Origin of the sequence: Bradyrhizobium centrolobii (assembly GCF_001641635.1) — a bacterium.
GTDB classification, from domain to species: domain Bacteria; phylum Pseudomonadota; class Alphaproteobacteria; order Rhizobiales; family Xanthobacteraceae; genus Bradyrhizobium; species Bradyrhizobium centrolobii.
Map to the genome: position 1 here is coordinate 50,488 of NZ_LUUB01000118.1, position 19,821 is coordinate 70,308.

General features: G+C 61.1%; 15 protein-coding genes and 1 pseudogene. 7 read left to right on the plus strand and 9 right to left on the minus strand.

Features of this window, described 5'->3' with window-relative positions:
- The first annotated feature begins 52 nt into the window (after window positions 1–52).
- The 6 genes and pseudogenes from AYJ54_RS41720 to AYJ54_RS54225 all read left to right on the plus strand — a co-directional run bounded on the left by AYJ54_RS41720 (window position 53) and on the right by AYJ54_RS54225 (window position 7,200).
- Window positions 53–688: a response regulator transcription factor gene (locus AYJ54_RS41720; protein WP_063708290.1), complete on the plus strand. Its 636-nt coding sequence runs from the start codon at window positions 53–55 to the stop codon at window positions 686–688.
- A gap of 384 nt (window positions 689–1,072) precedes the next feature.
- Window positions 1,073–1,963, plus strand: a complete 891-nt coding sequence (locus AYJ54_RS41725) for a LysR family transcriptional regulator (RefSeq protein WP_063708291.1) — start codon at window positions 1,073–1,075, stop codon at window positions 1,961–1,963.
- Between the two features lie 393 nt (window positions 1,964–2,356).
- Window positions 2,357–2,758: an SPW repeat domain-containing protein gene (locus AYJ54_RS41730; protein ID WP_063708292.1), complete on the plus strand. Its 402-nt coding sequence runs from the start codon at window positions 2,357–2,359 to the stop codon at window positions 2,756–2,758.
- A 359-nt stretch (window positions 2,759–3,117) separates the two neighbouring features.
- Complete coding sequence (locus AYJ54_RS41735; protein ID WP_245329286.1) at window positions 3,118–3,954, plus strand: hypothetical protein; 837 nt, start codon at window positions 3,118–3,120, stop codon at window positions 3,952–3,954.
- 350 nt (window positions 3,955–4,304) lie between these two features.
- On the plus strand, window positions 4,305–5,900 hold the full coding sequence (locus AYJ54_RS41740) for a GMC family oxidoreductase (protein WP_063708294.1): 1,596 nt from the start codon (window positions 4,305–4,307) through the stop codon (window positions 5,898–5,900).
- Between the two features lie 65 nt (window positions 5,901–5,965).
- Window positions 5,966–7,200 (plus strand): annotated as a pseudogene (locus tag AYJ54_RS54225) (DUF3095 domain-containing protein).
- 61 nt (window positions 7,201–7,261) lie between these two features.
- Here the strand turns inward: AYJ54_RS54225 and AYJ54_RS41750 are convergent.
- From AYJ54_RS41750 to AYJ54_RS41790, 9 genes are all read right to left on the minus strand, one after another.
- Complete coding sequence (locus tag AYJ54_RS41750; protein WP_063708295.1) at window positions 7,262–8,278, minus strand: helix-turn-helix transcriptional regulator; 1,017 nt, start codon at window positions 8,276–8,278, stop codon at window positions 7,262–7,264.
- Window positions 8,279–8,514: 236 nt separating this feature from the next.
- Window positions 8,515–10,722 (minus strand): xanthine dehydrogenase family protein molybdopterin-binding subunit, encoded by a 2,208-nt coding sequence (locus AYJ54_RS41755; protein WP_063708296.1) that lies wholly within the window; start codon window positions 10,720–10,722, stop codon window positions 8,515–8,517.
- A gap of 4 nt (window positions 10,723–10,726) precedes the next feature.
- Window positions 10,727–11,182 (minus strand): (2Fe-2S)-binding protein, encoded by a 456-nt coding sequence (locus AYJ54_RS41760; protein WP_063708297.1) that lies wholly within the window; start codon window positions 11,180–11,182, stop codon window positions 10,727–10,729.
- 290 nt (window positions 11,183–11,472) lie between these two features.
- Window positions 11,473–11,928, minus strand: a complete 456-nt coding sequence (locus AYJ54_RS41765) for a DUF3788 domain-containing protein (protein WP_063708298.1) — start codon at window positions 11,926–11,928, stop codon at window positions 11,473–11,475.
- A 734-nt stretch (window positions 11,929–12,662) separates the two neighbouring features.
- Window positions 12,663–12,854 (minus strand): hypothetical protein, encoded by a 192-nt coding sequence (locus AYJ54_RS41770; protein ID WP_063708299.1) that lies wholly within the window; start codon window positions 12,852–12,854, stop codon window positions 12,663–12,665.
- Window positions 12,855–13,535: 681 nt separating this feature from the next.
- The gene (locus AYJ54_RS41775; protein WP_430641467.1) at window positions 13,536–14,396 is read right to left on the minus strand and encodes a carbohydrate ABC transporter permease; all 861 of its coding nucleotides are present in this window, start codon (window positions 14,394–14,396) and stop codon (window positions 13,536–13,538) included.
- A gap of 101 nt (window positions 14,397–14,497) precedes the next feature.
- Complete coding sequence (locus tag AYJ54_RS41780) at window positions 14,498–15,616, minus strand: carbohydrate ABC transporter permease (protein WP_063708359.1); 1,119 nt, start codon at window positions 15,614–15,616, stop codon at window positions 14,498–14,500.
- 104 nt (window positions 15,617–15,720) lie between these two features.
- Window positions 15,721–17,379 carry an extracellular solute-binding protein gene (locus tag AYJ54_RS41785; RefSeq protein ID WP_245329287.1) on the minus strand — a complete coding sequence of 553 codons (1,659 nt, stop codon included), beginning with the start codon at window positions 17,377–17,379 and terminating at the stop codon, window positions 15,721–15,723.
- A 348-nt stretch (window positions 17,380–17,727) separates the two neighbouring features.
- Entirely contained in the window at window positions 17,728–18,183 is a 456-nt protein-coding gene (locus AYJ54_RS41790; RefSeq protein ID WP_063708301.1) for an RbsD/FucU family protein, read from the minus strand.
- Between the two features lie 99 nt (window positions 18,184–18,282).
- Here AYJ54_RS41790 and xylB point away from each other — a divergent pair, with 99 nt between their 5' ends.
- Window positions 18,283–19,728 (plus strand): xylulokinase, encoded by a 1,446-nt coding sequence (gene xylB / locus AYJ54_RS41795; RefSeq protein ID WP_063708302.1) that lies wholly within the window; start codon window positions 18,283–18,285, stop codon window positions 19,726–19,728.
- Window positions 19,729–19,821: the final 93 nt, after the last annotated feature.

A 19,821-nucleotide genomic window follows, 5' to 3' on the forward strand; every position in this document is an offset into this window, starting at 1 on the left:
AGAGTGACGTCGGATTAGGGGGAAATGTGCTTCCTCACGCAGGATGCCGAGAATGGGTGAGGCAAATCCCTGTGTCTTGGTTATCGATGACGATCCCGAGTTTCGCGACTCGGTCGTGCGGCTGTTGCGGACAGTCGGCTTACCTGCCCGACAATTTTCGTCTGTTCCCGAGTTTCTCAAGGCCGATCCGCCGGACGGTCCCACTTGCCTGGTGCTCGACGTGAGAATGCCGGGGCGAAGTGGTCTTGAGCTTCAGCGCGACCTTGTCGCCGCAAACAGGCAAGTGCCAATCATCTTCATCACGGCGCACGCCGACGTGCCGATGACCGTGCAAGCGATGAAGGGCGGTGCAATAGAGTTCCTTACAAAGCCATTCCGTGATCAGGATCTGCTTGACGCCATCGAGGCTGGCCTCGCTGGCGATCGTGCCCGTCGAGAGAGTGATAGCGCATTGGCTGCGCTCAAGGAGCGTTTCGACATCCTCAGCTCCCGCGAGCGTCAAGTTATGCTCGGCGTCGTGGCCGGTCGCCTAAACAAGCAGATTGCCAACGATATCGGCATCGCCGAATCCACGGTGAAGGTGCATCGCGTGAACCTGATGCGGAAGATGAAGGCACGTTCGCTTCCCGAGCTCAGCCGGATGGCGGACCTTCTCAATATAAGACTAGAGCAGCCGCAGAACCCCTGAGCCGGAAAGGCATGTCCTCAGTGTTTTCCTGCGAGGGCGCCATCTACTCGCAAATTGCGTCTACCGCATTTTGCTGCACCGCTGGCTCCCTCCCTTAGGTGCCCATCCGACTAACGGATTCGGGGCGCGAGGTTTACGCCCTCACTTCTAAGCGATCGCTTAGCATAGGCAGCGACAAGCGAACCTCACAGTACCTCCGCGCAATCGACCGCAGCCCTCCAAGCCATCAAAATGCGCCCAACGAGGCTCTCGTCGGAAAACCGCCTTCCCAGGCGCGCGAGGTTATAATGCGCGCATTAATCGATCGCTTTGTGCATCCCGGCCGCAACGGGCATCGGTTCATCAACCTCCCCAGGCTCGCAGCAACTTGATGGAGAACAATCCATGGAGCTTCATCAGGTTCGCTACTTCCTTGCCGTCGCGTCCACACTCAACTTCACCCGCGCCGCCGAACAATGCAATGTCACGCAGCCCGCCCTGACCAAGGGGGTGCAGAAGCTCGAGCAGGAACTCGGCGGCCAGTTGATCTACCGCGAACGCCAGCTGACCCAACTCACCGATCTTGGAAAGGAAGTCCTTCCGATGCTGGAGCGCACACTGGCCTCGGCAGAGGCAGTGCGTCGCCGAGCCCAGGAGTTTCAACGCAAGGACGTCGCGCCACTGAAGATCGGCCTCGCCCCATCCATCTCGGCCTCGCTCGTCCTCGATCCGATCGCGAAGATCGCAAACTTCATCCCTGGACTTCACGTCGAGCTGCGCGAGGGCGTGGCGGAGAAGCTCGTCGACCTTTTGCTTGAAGGGGAGATCAACGCCGCAATGGTCGGGGACGTGCAGGACGTACCCGCCCGCGTCGATGACTGGTCGCTGTTCGAGGAACGCTACGTCGTGGTTCTCGCGCCGACACACCGGCTCGCAAACCGTCCCTCGATCAGCATTGACGACCTCCGTGAGACCGTCTTACTGGAACGTACCGACTGCGACGTCGCCCCTAAGATCCAGCAGTCGTATTTCTCCGAGGAACCGCCTAACCTCGGCCACTGCAGCGGTCACGACTTGCACCTGCAGCACATGGCCGCCGCTGGCTTCGGCGTGATACTCGCGCCCGAGCACATGCCGCGCCTTCCGACGCTCAAGACCATTCCGCTCGAAGGCGACCCAGTCTCGCGGGAGGTGCGGCTATTGGCTGTGCAGGGGCGTCGCTACTCGCCGGCGCTGGACGCTTTCGTCAAGGTCACGCGGCTTCGCGACTGGTCGGTCGTCGCTCGGACAGCGTGAAATCGTGGAATGCGTCCGGGGAGAGCATGCGGCGCGCATGCGGTCACTGCGGCCGGTACAAAAGCCACCCGAATGCGCTACGCACGAAGCGAACAATGGTGTCTTCCCAAGCCTTCCCTAACCTCGACAGTCGGACACTGAAGCACCGCCCTCGGACACTCGCGGTCGACGTGCCAAACTAACGCGCTTCCATGGCGCCGGGCGAGTGGAATGGAAACAATAACGACCGGGCATTTCTAATGGTTGGCGTGCCGGCGTACCCTTACTGCTCGTCTAACCGGGCTGGCCGTGACGGAGTGCTTGCCATCACAGGGTCGCGAAATCGCCCTCTTGGGTGGATGCATTTTCCACGTCGCAAGGACCCGCTCGAGTAACCAAGCAGAGGAGTCTTCGATGTCGTTTCGCTTCATCACCAAGTCTATCCACGCCTACCTGATCGATTATCCTGTCGCGATCGTCTTGATCGCAGCGCCGTTCGTGCTGAAGCTCGGCCAAAGCGGACCGGTTGCAGTGGAGCTTTCGGTTGTCGTCGGTGTGGCCGCGCTGCTCTTGGCCGCCCTGACCGACCATCCCACCGGGCTCGCCCGCATCATTCCCTACTGGCTGCACCTTTGGGTCGATCGCGCCGTCGGGGTGGTCTTTGTCATCGCACCGTTTGCCTTCAAATTCGCGGGGCTCGACGCCTGGTACTACTGGGTCCTCGCTGCCGCTGTCCTGCTCACGACGTCAGTCCTGAACGCGCCGGAGGAGTCGGTCGCGATGCGTCCGGAATTGGGCAGGCGTGCAGCTGGCTGAAATCTGCGATGGCGTCGTCGAGACGTCGCCGATGTTCGTCTGCAGCCGTCCGTCACAAACCCGTGCGCTAGGGGCTGGGGCCGGGATCATTCTTGATAGCGCCGATGGCGGAGGGCTAATACGGCGCAAGCCCTCGCCGGATCGGGTGGCTGATATTCAATGGGTCTAAGATGAACGCGTTTGCTCAGCCGCGGGACCGAAACGCCGTGATTGGGCCGCGCTTCGACTATTTGGCGCTGGCTCCCGCGGCGGCGGCCGTTTGCTACCCCTTTCTACTCCGCGCCTTTCATGCCGTCATCGACACGCAGGCCGCAACGCTTTCGCCTCTCGCAATTGTCGCCGCGATCTTGATCCTGGCCGTGGCGTTCGTCGTGCCGTTTCTCGCGATCGCGCTCGCTTGCCGGTCCGACGTCGATCCAGGGGCGCGGCGGCTCGCCTATGCCGGCGTGGCGACCCCGACGCTCTTTGTCTTTCTTGGCGTCGTTCAGGCTTTGATTCATAGCCCGATCCCCGACGAACTCGTGTGGTGCGTGCTTTGGCTCGCAATCGCGATTTGGTCACAGACCGCCGGCAATCCCGCCGCCGCAACGCAGCCGGCCGTGGAGCGGTGGCGCATTCTCCACGGAATGACGGCGGCGGTCTTGTGCCTATACGTGGCGTTTCATCTGGCCAATCACTTGTTTCGGTTGATCGGCCCCGACGCACATGCGGCCGTCATGAAGATCGGCCGCGTTGTCTACCGCTCTGACGTGGGTGAACCGCTGTTGGTCGCAGCCATGCTTTTCCAGACCGGCACCGGCCTGTTTCTGGCATGGCGTTGGAGCGCCGCTCCGCAGGGCTCCCATCGGACATTTCAGGTCGCCTCTGGGGCCTACCTCTCGCTGTACATCCTCGGGCACATGAATTCGGTTTTCATCTACGCTCGTGGCTTTTTCGGTATACCGACCGATTGGAATTTCGCGATCGGAGCCCCGACCGGCCTCATTCATGACGCATGGAATATCCGCCTGTTGCCTCATTACGCGCTCGGCGTGTTTTTTGTCCTAAGCCATCTCGCGTCGGGATTGCGGGTGGTGCTGATCGCGCATGGCGTCGATCGACGCGCCGCAAATCGTCTTTGGGGCGCGGGCGTCGCAATAAGCGCCGTTGTCTCGGTCGCGATCATCGCGGGTATGTGCGGGGTTCGGATCAGCTAGGCGACGGAGGCAGTGTTGGCCCATGTCGTGACGGCGCGGCAGCGGCCGGTGTGACACGCGGACCGTGTTTTTCGCTTCGTCGAGCGCGAGAGCTCGTCTTGCGAAACTGCGACGCAGCTCTGGTACGTCACCGATGCCAGTGAGGCGAAGGCCGCCAGGGCGACCTCGGGGAGCGATAATAACGATCGTCTATCGACTCTATGGCGAGAGGTGATTTCCCTCGCCGGAGCTGCAAGGTCACTCTCCAAAAGCATGGTCCAATCAATCTCAGGATCAGGAGCCGCGATGGCGCTGCGTCAGCGACGGATGTTGATTGAACGATACACATATTGTGAAGGAAAAGGGCACGGATGTCCAAGGATGCCTACGATATTGTCATTGTTGGCGCGGGCGCGGCCGGCTGCGTTGTCGCGAGTTATCTCGCCGAACACACCGATGCGTCGATCGCGCTGATTGAAGCGGGCGACACGGATCGTGATCCGTTCATCCACATTCCAGCCGGCTTCGCCAAACTGCTGGCCCACGACCGGCATGTCTGGAAATACGAGACGGTTCCCCAGCACGGCACCAAGCGAGCATATCGCTCAGGCAAGGTACTCGGCGGCGGCTCCTCGATCAACGCGATGTGCTACGTCCGTGGTCAGAGACGTGATTTCGCCGCGTGGCAGGACGCGGTCGGCGACACCGGCAAATGGTCGTATGAAGACCTGCTTCCCGTCTTCATGGCGCAGGAAGACAACGACACCTTCCACGACGAATATCACGGCATAGATGGTGGCCTGGCGGTCCAGTTGCCCAAGGGCATCAATAAGCTGAACCAATATTGCCTCAAGGCATTCCAGGAATATGGGGTTCCCTATAATCCCGACTATAACGGCAAGAGCCAGATCGGCGTCTCGCCGGTGCAGTCGACGGTCGGAGATCAGCGCCGGTGCAGCGCGGTCGACGCTTATCTGCGTCCGCACCTCACCTCGGGCCGCGTAACCCTTCTCACCGGCACGACCGTCGTTCGCATCCTCATCGAGAACAAGCGGGCTGTCGGCGTTGAGTTCGTGGACACGAGCCGGAAGAGGATCACGGCCGACGAAGTTGTGCTGTCGGCTGGCGCTGTCCATAGCCCGACGATCCTGATGCACTCTAGCATCGGGCCAGCCGAGCAGCTGCGACAGCATGGTATTGCGGTGATCGTCGACTCTCCGGAAGTGGGCGAAAATCTCCAGGACCACCCGATGGTGCCGGTCCGTGTCTATGTGAAGGGTGATCTCGGCTATCAGGCTGCCGCGCAGGGCCTCGGTAGCGTGAAGGCGGGCCTGCGTTATCTCGTCACCAAGGATGGCCCGGCGTCGGGCAATGGCATCGAGACGGTGACTCACTGGAATCCGTCCGACTTCACCGCCGAACCCACGATCCAATGCTATCACGCTCCTATCGTCTTGACCGAGCAACTCGGCCCGGCGGGCGACCGCTCGGGCATCACTTTCGAACTCGTGGTGCTTCAGCCCAAGAGCCGCGGCTGGGTGCGGTTGGCCGACAGCGACCCGACGTCGATGCCCCTCATCCATCCGAACTTCATCGGCGAAAGGGAAGACCTGAGGGCCGCGGTGGAATCAGTGCGCGCGATCCGCAAGGTCATGGCCCAGGAGTCGTTGGCGCCGGTGATCGAGGAAGAGATGGATCCCGGCCCGCACATCCAGTCGGATGCGGAGATCGGCGAATGGGTGAAGCGTGTCGTGACGACGATGTGGCACCCGGTCGGCACCTGCCGGATGGGCGAGGATGCGCGAGCGGTGGTCGACGCAAGGCTCAGGGTCCGCGGGGTCGACGGCCTCCGGGTAATCGATGCCTCGATCATGCCGAACATCACCAGCGGCAATACCAACGCTCCGACCCAGGCGCTAGCGCGCCACGCCGCGGCGGTGCTGGTCGAGGATCTGAAGCGGACCTAACGAGTTCTGGCGCGAGCCGGCGGCCCCACTCTGAACTCCGACGACGACCGAAGGGAGTGCAAACGATGGTGGATGAATCAGAGCCAGTCGTCGAAGTCGATCTTTTCCAGATAAAGGTTGACCAAGCGGCCGAGGACGACCGCTTCTATCAGGCGCTTGTGCCCTTCGACTCCTTTGATGACGTAGTGCGGCGAGATCGGTATCGCCCTCTACCTGATGACTGGATCGTCGCTGTTACCGACGTCAGCCATTCGACCGAAGCTATTGAACAAGGACGGTACCGTGAGGTGAATACGGCCGGTGCGGCGGTTCTTGCTGCCGTCAGCAATGCACTACCTGACCTGCAGTTTCCGTCCACGTTTGGAGGAGATGGCGCGAGCTTCGCCGCGCCCGGCGCCTATTCGTCCATCATCAGGGATACGTTGGCAAAAACAGGCGCCTGGGCTGAAGACGCATTGGTCTCACGTTGCGCATTGCGGTCGTTCCTGTCACGGACATTCGCGCTCAGCATTTGGACGTCCTGGTAGCTCGCTTCGCGCCATCCTCGAACGTCACCTACGCGATGTTCGACGGCGGCGGACTTGCCTGGGCCGAGCGTAAACTCAAGCAAGGCGGCTACACCTTTCCGCGCGCGCCCATGGGAGTAACAGCCGACCTCACGGGTCTTTCGTGCCGATTTGCGCCGATCGGCACCAAGCACGGCGTGATCTTGTCTCTTATCGTCGTGCCGCGCGATGATCCGACTTCGTTCGTGGAGTTCATACAGGAGCTCCTGCGGACGCTCCGTTCAAATGAGCTCGGCCTTCATCCATTGCCTGTCGGAGGCCCGCCCCCTGCACGGACGGGCGACCATCTTGATCATGCCATCAAGAAAGGTAGCCGAAAGATGCCCTTTGCGGCTTGGGCTGCGAAGGGCTTGCGCGGCATTCTCGCGCGGGTGGGCACCCCGCTGGGAGTTCCTGTTGGTGGCTCTCATGACGCTCAGTTTCGGCAAGAGCTTGTGGAGAATACGGACTACCGAAAATTCGATGACGGCCTACGTATGACAGTAGACTGCTCATCTGAACTCGCTGACGTCTTGGACGCACGCTTGGAGGAGGCTCAGCGACGGGGTGCATGCTTTTTTGGAACGCATCGACAGTTGGCGGCAAATCTTACGTGCTTCGTGCCATCACCTACGCGAGCCAATCACGTGCACTTCGTTGACGGTGCTTCCGGCGGTTACGCCTTCGCGGCCGCCAACTTGAAGCGAAATGTTGCGAGCGGAGAAGCACCTGAGTCTGAGCGCCGCTCTGCATGACGCAAAGCGGAGGGCGCCGTGGCGGCCGGCCCCCTTCCTGCTTTGGGATCGCACCTCGTTCTCAGATATCCTTCTGGGCTTTGCCCTCCTTGGCTATCCGGCGATAGTCGCTCGGATCTCGATTGTACGCGTTTCGAAAAGCTCGCACGAAACTTGAACGGCTCTCGTACCCCGCATTAAGAGCAACGACGTCGATCGACATCGTCGTTGTCGTCAGATCGATCGCAGCCTGGCGCATTCTCAAGTCTCGCAAGATGGCCATCGGGGATCGTCCAAAGATGTCAGAGAAACGCGCCATGAACGCCGAACGGCTCAATCCTGCACTGTGCGCCAGGCTCTGAACGGAATGGGCGGCTCCCGGCCGCGCCACCATATCTGCAAAAGCACGCGTGACCTGCCTGTCGGCAAGTATCGAGAATCGTTCAGTCCACCGCCGGGATGACCTGAGGGACCGTCGCACCAACGAGACAATGATCTGCTTGAGCAGAGACGCGGTCATGGCTCCAACGCCGACCTCTTGCTGTAGCAACTCGTCCATGGCCTCGCGAAGCTTCAGATCGATCCTGTCCGCCGGCTCGAATTGCTCGATCACCGGTTCGCGGAGTTCTCCGAACAGCCTCACAGACTGACCAAAGGATGCGTTAAAAAAACCGCATATCTGGACGATTTCGGGTTGCTCGTTTGGCACTGCGACGCGGAGGATGCCGTCTTGACGAGTCCAGCAGTCTCTCGAAATGAGCTTCGGTGGGCCATTTCCACCGTCAACCTCGATCATGAACGGAGTGTTTGGCGGAACGATGATGAGCAAATGAGGGCTCAACGGTATCGTCGGTCCGCCGTTGATCGATATGCGTCCCAGGCCACTTAAGTTGTAGTGGATCCCGGGTACGTCAATCGTCCCAAATTCGACTCGATGGCCGTGCGGCACCAAAATCTCAGTCAGCGCGATGACATCGATGTCGAGCGCCTGCATCAAGTTGTTGAGGTCTGTTGTAGACAATTTGATAGTGGCGCCCGCGGGCGGTGAAACTTTCTGCCCGGCGAGAGCCTGCTTTTGAACCGCCTTCGAAGTGTGCATGACTGTGGTGGCCTTTACTGCCGGCTACCGGCACCGATAGTGCTCCGAACCTGTTCTCCAAGGGGCAGCGGGGGCGTCGCCATGCTCGTTCGTACCACTGAACCTCGTCTCTTGCCATTAGACGAAATTAGGACCTGCGGAGAACGCGAACGCTCCCATAGTCATTATGCTCCGGGGCCTTTAGTTCCCGACCGTCATCCTATCCGCGCCACGACGCGCGGGGTGACGGGCAAGGACTAAGACGACGACTTCAGCGAATTTGTATCAATCGGCAGGCTGCGCACACGCCTGCCGGTTGCGGCGAAGATCGCATTGGTTACTGCAGCACTGACAATGGCTGTCGGAGCTTCACCAACGCCACCCGGAGCCTCTGCGTTCTTAATCAAGTGAGTCTCCACCACCGGCACCTCGTCGATACGCATCGGCAGATAGCTGTCGAAATTGCTCTGCTCGACCCGTCCATCCTTGAAGGTGATTGACCCATGGAGCGCGGCGGTAAGGCCGAAAAGAGTTCCGCCTTGAACCTGTGCTTCGATTGTATCTGGATTGACGTACATTCCGCAGTCAATCGCACATACGATCCGCTTGACTTTGACGAAGCCATCGGCCGCCACTTCGACCTCGGCGACCTGCGATGTGTAACTTCCGTATGCGAATTGTACCGAAACTCCGCGGCCATGCCGCGCGGGAAGGGGCGATCCCCATCCTGCTTTTTCCGCCGCGAGCGACAGAACAGCGAGCGCTCGCGGATTGTGGCCAAGCAATCCCTTGCGGTAAGCGACGGGGTCCTGCTTCGCGGCATGAGCGAGCTCATCTATGAAGCTTTCGACCACAAAAACATTGTGAGTCGGTCCGACGCCGCGCCACCAAGACGTCCGGACACCAGCGGGCTCGACCCGGACAAAGTCGACGTGGATATTGGCCAGCGCATAGGGCGGCTCGGCCGCCGCTTCGACGGCATCGGGGTCCAATCCGTCCTTGACGTAAGGGGGATAGTAGCGAGCCATGACTGAGGAGCCGGCGATTCGATGCGTCCAGGCAACCGGCTTGCCGGCCGCGTCAAGTCCGGCCGACAGCCGATCGAGATAGTACGGCCGATACATATCGTGCTGTATGTCTTCCTCGCGGCTCCAGATCACCTTCACCGGACCATCGACGTGCTTGGCGATCTTGACGGCCAGCACCGTGCCATCGGCCTCCAGCCTTCGCCCGAAGCCACCGCCAATCAGATGATTGCGAATTTTGATTGCCTCCTTTGGCAGGCCGGTGAGTTCGGCTACCAGAGACTGCGTAATCGTAGGTGCCTGCGTCCCAACCCAGATGTCGCAACGATCCTTCTGGAGGTGGACGGTGCAGTTCATCGGCTCCATCGCCGCATGGGCTAGGAAAGGCACCTGATAGATAGCGTCAACCCGTTGCGCTGCCTCCGCAAGTGCCTTCCCTACATCACCGACGTTACGGGCAACCGCGCCCGGCTTTTTGGACTCCTCTTCCAACTGCTTGACGATATCGGCGTTGCTGACCTTGCCGTTCGGCCCGTCGTCCCACGTGATGGCGGCAGCCTCGAGCCCCTTCTTCGCCGCACCCATGTGATCCGCCACCACGGCGACAGCTTCATCGATATTGACCACCTGCCGGACGCCCTTCACCGTCAGCGCAGCTTTCTCGTCCACCGTTTTCGCTTTGCCACCGAGCACGGGCGAAATCGCAACTGCGGCAACCTTCATACCCGGTAATCGCGTATCGATGCCGTAGAGCGCGCGCCCATCGACCTTTATCGATGAATCCACGCGCTTGGCACGCGTGCCGATCAGGATGAAATCCTTCGGATTCTTCAATTTGACATTTGCCGCAGGCGGCACAGGCAATTTCGCCGCAGCCTCCGCAAGTTCGCCATAGCTCAGATGCTTCGAGCCTGACGCATCGAACACGACGCCGTCCTTGGCGCGGCAAGTCGCCGGATCGACATTCCAGCGTTTTGCGGCTGCCGCAATCAGCAGATTGCGACCTACTGACCCTGCCTGACGCAGCGGTGTCCAGAAGGCGCGGACAGAGGCGGAACCACCTGTATTTTGAATGCCTATGATCGAGTTGACGTAAAGCGCATGATTTGGCGGCGCATGCTGAACCTGAATCTGGTCGAGCTTCACTTCCAGTTCTTCAGCGAGAAGCATCGAGAGCGACGTGTAAACCCCTTGTCCCATCTCAACCATCGGCATGATCAGTGTCACGGCGCCGGTTGGATTGATCCGTATAAATCCATTCGGCGCGAAAGTACCCGCGACCTCGTTTTCGACCACTTGCGAGGCAGGCGCCGCGAAGACCGATTCCGTGCTCGCACCGGTCAGCGCAAAACCAAGCAGCAGACCTGTGCCCTGAAGCAAGGCGCGCCGCGACATCGCTGTTTCATCGGCGATCTGCTCAGTCAGAATAAGCCTATCCATGATCTCAAACTCCCGCAGCGTGCTTGATCGCGGCGCGGATGCGCTGATAGGTGCCGCATCGGCAGACATTGCCCGACATGGCGGCGTCGATCTCGTCATCCGTCGGCTTCGGCGTGTCCTTCAGCAGCGCCGCCGCCGACATGATCTGGCCGGACTGGCAGTAGCCGCACTGCACCACCTCCAGCTCCAGCCACGCCTTCTGCAAGGCCGCGCCCTGCGGCGCCCGGCCGATCGCCTCGATCGTGGTAACCGCGCTGTCGCCAACGCTGTCCACCCGCGTCTGGCAGGAGCGGACCGCCTGGCCGTCGACATGCACGGTGCAGGCGCCGCACAGCGCCTGGCCGCAACCGAACTTGGTCCCGGTCATGCCGAGCACGTCACGCAGCACCCACAGCAACGGGATGTCGCCGTCGACGTCGACCTCATGGGATGAGCCGTTGATCTTCAATGTGAAAGCCATGAATGCCTCTTGAGCGCGTTGGGAGTGAGCGGTGAGCCAATCAACGTCACTCATGAAATCCGCGAAAGTGGTACGGATTGATCGCAGCACGAGGCGAAGCTTTCCAATAGCCGGCATGTATAGTTTCAATAGAAACGAGGAATGCAGCGCCACGACGCGCCGCTCGGCGCGAGCGGTGCTGCATTCGTTGCCTGCGAACTATATATTCTGGCTACTGGATAGCGTCGTCTTGCGCTTCCGAAAGTCCAGCGTCGCCGACTTGGTCGCGAAACTTAGGATTTCCGCGACATTCAACCGCGCGACGGTGGAGGGCGCTTCATAGTCAAAAGCTCCATCACATCATGCCGATCATCTGCGGATGAGATCGCAACTGTTAGGAATTTCCCGTCCGGGTATGTTTTGGCTTCATCGTAAGTCTTAACCAACTGCGAGCGCCATACATAACGCCGCTCCTCAAATTGTTTTCGTTCCGCTCCCCCCAAGACCACCACGGCCGAAAACCGCTTGTATTCCGGCAGGAAGGTGCAGAACGCCTTTGTCTTCTTGTAGCGCAGGGACCAGCCGCGCTTCTTGCCGCCATAGAGCCATTCCGGCGCGAAAACACCGGGGTAGAATTCCTCGATCCAGTTCTGCAGGCGGGCCCAATGCTTGAACGCACCCGGTCCAATCCAGTCGCGGACAGTGCTGTCATCGGGCGAAGCTGACTTGTCGGTGATCCTGTCGCCGACCTGGGGGGACTGTTCCATGCCGCTTTCCTTCCACCACGACTTAGCGGCCCGACCTTGAGCTTGCGCGAAAGGTGTGTCGCCATGTTCCTGAGGGTTGAACCTGTGTTGCGCCTGATATTTCTTCCGTCGCAGAATCGGAAGTTCTGCCGCCGGCCTCTCTCCGTCATTGGGGCATAGGCGAGTTGCCCGTCAAAGCGGAAATCTGGCGCGTGGATTTGCGGACACGTATTCTGGACTTCTGGTCCATTCTTGGAGGACAGGACTGTGCTCATTGACAAGCATTTTAGCCTGGTCTGTTCAGCGAGACGCGTGCGAGATACATCGCTCAGCTTGCGAAGGCGCCGGCGCTTGCACCGCACGCCGCTCCCGGCCAGGGAAAGCCCTGCATTAGCTTGCTCCTGCCGGGTCTGAAGCATCCTGGCAGGCCCCGCGCACCGAAACGCCCTCGCGCACTTCACGAACGCCGATACCTACTTCACGGAAATTGCGAGCGGAGGAAGTCTGTGGGAGCGCCTGCGTCCAAGATTAAAACCTACCCAGGGACTTTTTCGAGCCGGCGACAAATAGCGTATGAACGACGGCTTTTGACGAGCTACAAAGAGTCCGCATTGCGAGTTAGGCTGCTCTCCAGTAAGAAAACAGCGCTTGCCAAATAGTGGGTCTAGCGCTGTAGCGGTCCCCTGACTCGAACCCCCGACCGTCTTGACCAAGGGGGAGCGCTTCCCCTTGAGGGATATCCTCAGGCTCTACGACTAGGATTTGAAAATCTTGCGAAGATCTGCGTTGTCAAATTTTTCCACCGGCATCTGCAGCCGTTTTGCCCGTTCGTCACGATCCTTCCTGCGAAACTCCCTCTCGCTGCACTCGAATTTGGACAGCTCTTCGTCCACAGCTCGCATGAACTGAGCGTGCGAATTGTCGGCTGCTTGATCGCGTGGGGGCATGCCGGCCTCCCCGAAGTGACAATGGCAAGCTTCGTACCGTCGGCTTGATCGGGGCACTGGAACGCGAGCGGCATTCTCCCAATACGCGGCGTGAACTAGATGCCAAGAGTTGCCCCGGGAGTAAATAAATGTTCCGACCACCCGGGCGACAGCTAACGCAGCGAAGGACGATGACCGTGCGACGAAACCCCATCTTCTGCCGGATAACCCCTTGGGTGCGACCACTAAGTCATTGATTGTTCTCAACTCGTAGCTGACTCTTAATCAGCGGGTCCCAGGTTCGAGCCCTGGTGCGCCCACCAAATAAAACCTTTCGCCTTCAACGATTTACGGGAGCGGTTGCCGAGAACAAAAGAGGTCTCGTGCGACGCTTTTTGTGGTCGTACGCCGCGCGACGAGTTAACGGTGCTCTCTGACTGTTGCCGATGGAACCCGGTCTGCAGGAGACCGTCAAAGAGAAGCGGGATCGTCGGCATATGCCGAACTTCTTGCGCGCGAGAGTGGTCACCCCGTTGACCTGATCGAGAAGATCGCTCCAACGTTGGCGCGCTTCAAATGAGTCCCGCCGGGGGGCGACTCGCTGCCCCCGCTACCGATCGTACGATTTTGTACGCCAGCCTACGATTTTCTGCGCTTGCGTTCCGCCGGGCTGAGCTGCGTGACATGGCTCGGCCTTGCCGGCTACTTTCCTGCTCCCGTGGTCAAGCCGCGGACAATGTAGCGCTCGAGGAAAATGCCGACCAGGACGAGCGGGGCGATCGCCGCCGTCGACAGCGCCGCCATCGACCACCAATTGATGCCTTGCGAGCCAGTCTGGCTCGCCACCATCACCGGGAGTGTCTTCGCGTCCGTGCTCGTCAGCAGCGCCGCGAAGAAGTACTCGTTCCAGCACAACACCAGCGAGAGAATGAATGCGGCCACCATTCCGGGAAGGGCGAGCGGCAGAATGATGCGCAGGAAGGCGCCCCAGGTCGACAGACCGTCCACGAAGGCGGCTTCGTCGAGTTCGATCGGAATCGCATTGAACTGATCGCGCATGATCCAGATGACGATCGGCAGCACCGACAGCGTGTAGAGCAAGACAAGGCCAAATCGCGTGTCGAGCAGGGCCAACGCCTTGTAGAGGACGAGGAACGGCAGCGCGAGCACGACCGGCGGCAGGATCAACTGGGACATGAAGAAGAAAAGGATGTCGTCGTTGCGCATCCAGGCGAATTTGTAGCGGAAGCGGCTCAGGCCATAGGCCGCCAGCGATCCGAGGATCAGCGCGAGCAAGGCCGCGCCGACTGAGGTAATGATGCTGTTGACGAAGCGGTTCACGAATTCGGAGCGGGCCGTCGAGGTCCCGAACAGTGTATCCGGCGAAAGGCCGAGCGAACGCCATCCCTTCCAGTCCGGCTGAAAATCGATCCAGGGAATGAGGTGAGCTTGCGTCACATCGATCGCCGATTTGAACGATGTCGTGACGGTCCAGTAGATCGGGAAAAGGCAGATAAACGTCCAGGACAGGAGTGCAGCGTAGATCAGCATGCGGCCCAGCAACCGCTTTGCGCGGGGGGCCGCCGGATGCCTCCGGATGGGCTTCGGTACCAGGGTCGATCGCGCCAATCGAGCAACTCCGTTTGGAAGTGACTTTCCGCGCCTTAGACGACCTTCTGCGTCCAGCGCTTGGACAGGCGCAGCAGCACGGTCAGGAGCACGATGATCATGAGCAGATAGACCATGGCGAGCGCCGTGCCATATCCGACATTCGAGCGGTCGCGGTAGACGCGGTAGATGAAACTCGACACCGTGTCGGTGGCCCCGCCAGGGCCGCCGGCCGTCACGTTGATGACGATGTCGGCAAGCTTCAGCTTGAAGATGATGCGGATGATGAGAACGGTGATGCTGACCGGCAGCATGATCGGAAACGTCACGTGCCAGAACGACTGCCAGCCATTGGCGCCGTCGACCTTGGCTGCCTCCTGCACCTCTTTCGGCATCGCCTGGAGGCCGGCGAGCAGGATGATCATGATGAAGGGAATCGAGACCCAGGCGTCCATCGCCTGGATGCTCAAGCGCGCCATCCAGGGCGAGGCGAAGAACGCCGGATTGTCCCAGCCGAGATAGCGCGCCAGCGTCGCGGCCGGACCGAAGCGATATTCCAGCAGCGACTTGCCGATCATCCAGCTCACTGCCACGGGGCTCAGCATCATCGGCAGCAGGAACACGACGCGGAAGAATTTTCGCGCCCGGATCTCGGCGCTGAGCAGGAGCGCCAGCCCGAACGCGATCGCGTACTCGCCGAGCACCGCGACTGTGTAGAAGATCATGTTGCCGAGCGCATTCCAGTAATAGCTGTCGTTCAGCATGCCCCTGACATTGTCGAAGCCGGAAAAACGCGGGCCCTCGACCGAGCTGAGATTCCAGTCGAGGGAAGCGATGTATATCCCGAAGATGGTCGGGAAGATCACCACCGCCACGGTGAAGAACACCGCGGGCAGCAGGAACAGCGCGCGCTGGCCACGCTCGCCGCGGGTCAGGACCTGTCCGGTGCCGAATGCAACGGCCCACATGAGATAGGCGATGAGGATCGGACGCCAGTCGGAAAACCCGGTCGCGATCGTGCCGGTCGTGTGCAGGATCTGGACGAGGAGCACGAGCGCGAAGCCGAGCGAGGCCAATGCAACGAGCGCGCGGCCGGCGGTCTTTCGGCTGCCGGGAGCACGCGCCGCTGCCGGCTTGAGGTGTAGCTCTTCGCTTGCCGGAACTGGATTCTGCATCGCAACGAACTCTGCCGTTTCCAAACGATCGGCCGGCCGCCGGGCAAGTTTACGGCTGGCACCGTAGTGGTGCCAGCCGATCGGTCTTCGCGAACCTCTCGCGGCTACACGCCGAGCGAGGCCTTGTAGAGCCCGATCTGCCGCTCACGGCCGATCTGGTCGGTCAGCTTCTCCCAGGCCGCCGCGATGTTGTTCGCGCCGGTCTGCGCGTCGACCTTGCCGGCGAAGATCTTCGTCAGTTCGTCTTCCGCAATGCTGTAGTACTGGAAGATGCCGGGAATGCGCGGCTCCACCGCCCGGTTGGGGTGATTGTAGGAGCCGAGCTGCGAGTTCAGATAGGAGGTGATGTACTTCCTGTCATAGCCCGCCGCCACCCACTCATCGTATTGGAAGTGGCTGGTCCGGTGGGCCTGGAAGCCCGACGGATACATCACCGTCCAGAGCGACAGGTCCTTGCCGCCGAGATGCGCGGCCGCGCTCCAGGCGGCCTTGTGCTTCTTCTCATCGCCATTGACCCTGGCCATGACATAGATGCCCCAGCCGAGATAGGCGCAGTTCGGCGCATGGTTGGGGCCGCTTGGGAGCTTGTCCCACTGGCCGGTCTTGGAATTGTAGACATCGTCCGAGCCCGGCAGGATGTCGAAGCCGACGACGTCGCCGACCACGGAGGTGTCGCTCGCCTTAGCGACCTGGCCGATATCGCCCCACCAGGGGATCATCGAGCCGATGCCGGCCAGGAATTGCTGGAAGCCGGTGGTGTTCGGATCGGCATTGAGCTGGTCGGCCGGCTCGAACGGCAGCGCGTCGATCACGTCCTGGATGGCGCGCACCCAGGCCGGATTGTTGATGCGCGGCTTCATCGTGTCGATGTCGAACAGCCAGGCCTTGTCGTCGGGGTGCTTGGCATAGGCCGAGGCGCGGCTGCCGAGGAAATAGAAGCCGAACCCGCCCCAGGGTTTTGGCGCATCGAGGTAGCCGAACGCGTTCTGGTTCTTGATCTTCTTGCCCTTGAGGAATTTCGTCACCGCCTGCACCTGCTGCCAGGTTTTCGGCACGCCCCATTCGCTCGAATTCCCTGCCTCTTTCCAGGCCTTGGCGAGGGCTGGGTCGGAGAAGACGTCGGTGCGGTAGTTGAAGTTGTGGCAATCGCCGTCGATGGTGACGCGATAGGTCTTGCCGTTCCAGGTGCCGACCGGCGGCTTCAGGTAATCGACATAATCGTCGATATCGATCTGCTTCTTGACCCAGTCCGGCATCTCCGACGCCAGACCCTTGCCGCAGACGTCGCCTTCAAACGGCGCGCCCATCTCAAGGATGTCGAAGTCGACCGTGCCGGTCGCGATCGCTTGCTGCAAGCGCGGATTGTAGTCGGCCTGGGCGAGGTCGATCCAGGAAATTTTCGCGCCGGTATACGCTTCCCATGGCTTCAGGAAGCCGCGGAACAGGAGGTTATGCAGGTTCTGGTTGTTCAGCCCCATGAAGGAGAGCTCGACGCCCTTGAATTCGCCTTCCTTGATACTCGCCTTGGTCGGGCCGAGGCAGAGCTCGCCGACCTTCTGCCAGTCGGCGTCGGTCGGCGCGCCCTTGCCGACACCCGGGATCTGAGTGATCTGTGCGCGCAGATTGCTTTGCGCCAAGGCAACTTCGGAAAATGTGCCGAGCGCGCCCGTCGTGCCCAGTGCGGCGGCGCTGGCGGCGCCTTTCAGCACCGTGCGCCGGTTCGGCCAGAGTGCGGGATGCTGATCATGCTCTTGCTGTGTCACCACCATACCCTCCCATTGTTGGCTTTCTTGATCTCAAGTTTGGACCGCCTGGGCACCAAGACGTGACGCTCGCGAACTTCCATGTCGTGGCGTGGTGGCAGAGGTCGCTTCGAGTATGCAACGGCGCACTTCAAAGTCAACGAAAGCAGGCGAGAACTTGAAGCCGGGCACGGTGTAGACGTGAACGACGAATACAGCCGTCGATGATGCCGCGCTGCAAGATGGATGATCAGGCGAGACGCCATGCAGCGTCGATCACGTTCGCGGCGAGCGTGAACGGGTTGATTCCGGACAGCGGCATCGTGCCAGTGTCATATTCACGTTGGACGTATCGTTCAGCGCCGGCGCTCAGTCAGCGTCGGGCGGGATGACGCCCTTCTTGAAGATGAAGCAACCGTAGAAGCGGCGTTCGCCGGTCTGGATCACGCAATAGGATTTCTTGGCGAGTTCATAGAAGGCAAACCGCTCGACCGATCCCATAGGGAACGAGCGTCCTTCCGCGGCATCGATTTGGGCCTGAACCTCTTGCTGCACCGGCGGGATTTCGTCGGGCTGGCCGACGATCTCCATGCGTGACGCCGGCTTGTCGACAAAACTGTCGAGCGGCAGCACCGACAGGACCGCGCGCGCGGCGCGGCCGGCGCTGACGTTGTCGATGCGCAACAACCGCCCCAGTACGGTCTGCCGGGCAACGGAGTCGGCGGGGAAATTGGTGTCGCACAGGACGAGGTCGTCGCCGTGCCCCATGGACCGCAGGGCGTAGAGTACATCCGCATTGAGAAGAGGGTCGATCGATTTCAGCATACAGCGCCTCCCTTGACGCGATCAGGCTTCTTGGATTGATTGGACTATCCGACGTCGCGGCGCCGCCGTCCATATCGACGTCAGCAATTGTAAGCTTCCATGTATCTCGGAATCGATCTCGGCACCTCGGCAGTCAAGACCGTTCTCGTCGACGGCGCCCAGCGCGTGATTGCAAGCGAGAGCCGGCCGTTGACGACCGCCTCGCCGCGGCCCGGCTATTTTGAGCAGGATCCCGCGCAGTGGATCGATGCGACCTTTGCCACGCTGGATGCCTTGAAGGCGACGCATGCCGGCGAGTTGGCGGCGGTCGAAGGCATCGGACTGTCCGGCCAGATGCATGGTGCCACGCTGCTCGATGCAAGCGCCAAGCCGTTGCGGCCTTGCATCCTCTGGAACGACGGACGGTCCGCTACCGAGTGTCGTATTCTGGAACAACGCTGGCCCGCCTTGCGTGCGACGTCCGGCAACAAAGCGATGCCCGGATTCACAGCGCCGAAGCTGCTCTGGATCGCGACGCACGAGCCTGAGATTTTTGCCGCCACGAAACTCGTCCTGCTTCCGAAGGCCTACCTGCGCCTGGTCCTGGCGGGCGAAGCGATCGAGGACGTCTCGGACGCATCGGGATCGCTGTGGCTCGACGCCGCGCGCCGGGACTGGTCGGATGCTGGGCTGGCGGCGACCGGCCTGTCGCGCGAGCACATGCCGCGTCTGGTCGAGGGTTGCGCACCCGCGGCAACACTGCGCAGCGAGCTCGCGCAGCGCTGGGGCATGAGCAGGCGGCCGATGATCGCGGGCGGCGCCGGTGACAATCCGGCGGGTGCCATAGGCATCGGCGCGATCAGACCGGGAACCGCGTTCATTTCGCTGGGAACCTCAGGTGCCTTGCTGGCGCCGACCCACAGAATTGCCGCCAATCCGGATCGCGTGGTGCATACGTTCTGCCACGCCATCCCGGCAATGTGGATTCAGGCCGGCGCGATCCTCTCGGCGGCCTCCTGCCTCGCCTGGATCGCGCGCCTGTTCGGCGTCGCCGAGGCCGAGCTGCTGGCGCCGCTTGGGTCGCGGCCGCAAGCACCGTCGCCCGTGAGCTTTTTGCCGTATCTCGCGGGCGAACGGACGCCGCACGACGACCCCGTCGTGCGCGGCATGCTCGATGGTTTGACCCACGGCACCGATCGCGAAACGATCGTGCAGGCCGTGCTCGAGGGCGTTGCCTTTGCGCTGGCCGATTGCCGGGATGCGCTCGCAGATGCCGGCATTGGGGTTACAGAAGCCGATGCCATCGGCGGCGGTTCACGGTCCCGGTTCTGGCTGTCGGTGCTGGCAAACGTTCTGAATGTTCCGATCCATCGCTTTGCCGAAGGTGAAACGGGAGCGGCGTTTGGTGCGGCGAGATTGGGGCGGCTTGCTGTCACGGGCGAGGCGGTCGACGCCGTCTGCACGCCGCCGCGACGCATCGAGACATTCGAACCTGGACGCGCGCTGGTCGATGCCTATGCCGAGCGGCTTCCCGCGTGGCGCGAACTGTATCGGCCGCGCCACTAGCCTCGATCTGGCGTTGCACATACTTCGGTATGGTCGTCTTCGGTATTGCTCTGCGTCACCGCTTTTGTTTAATGAGCAAACCGCGATGCCTGA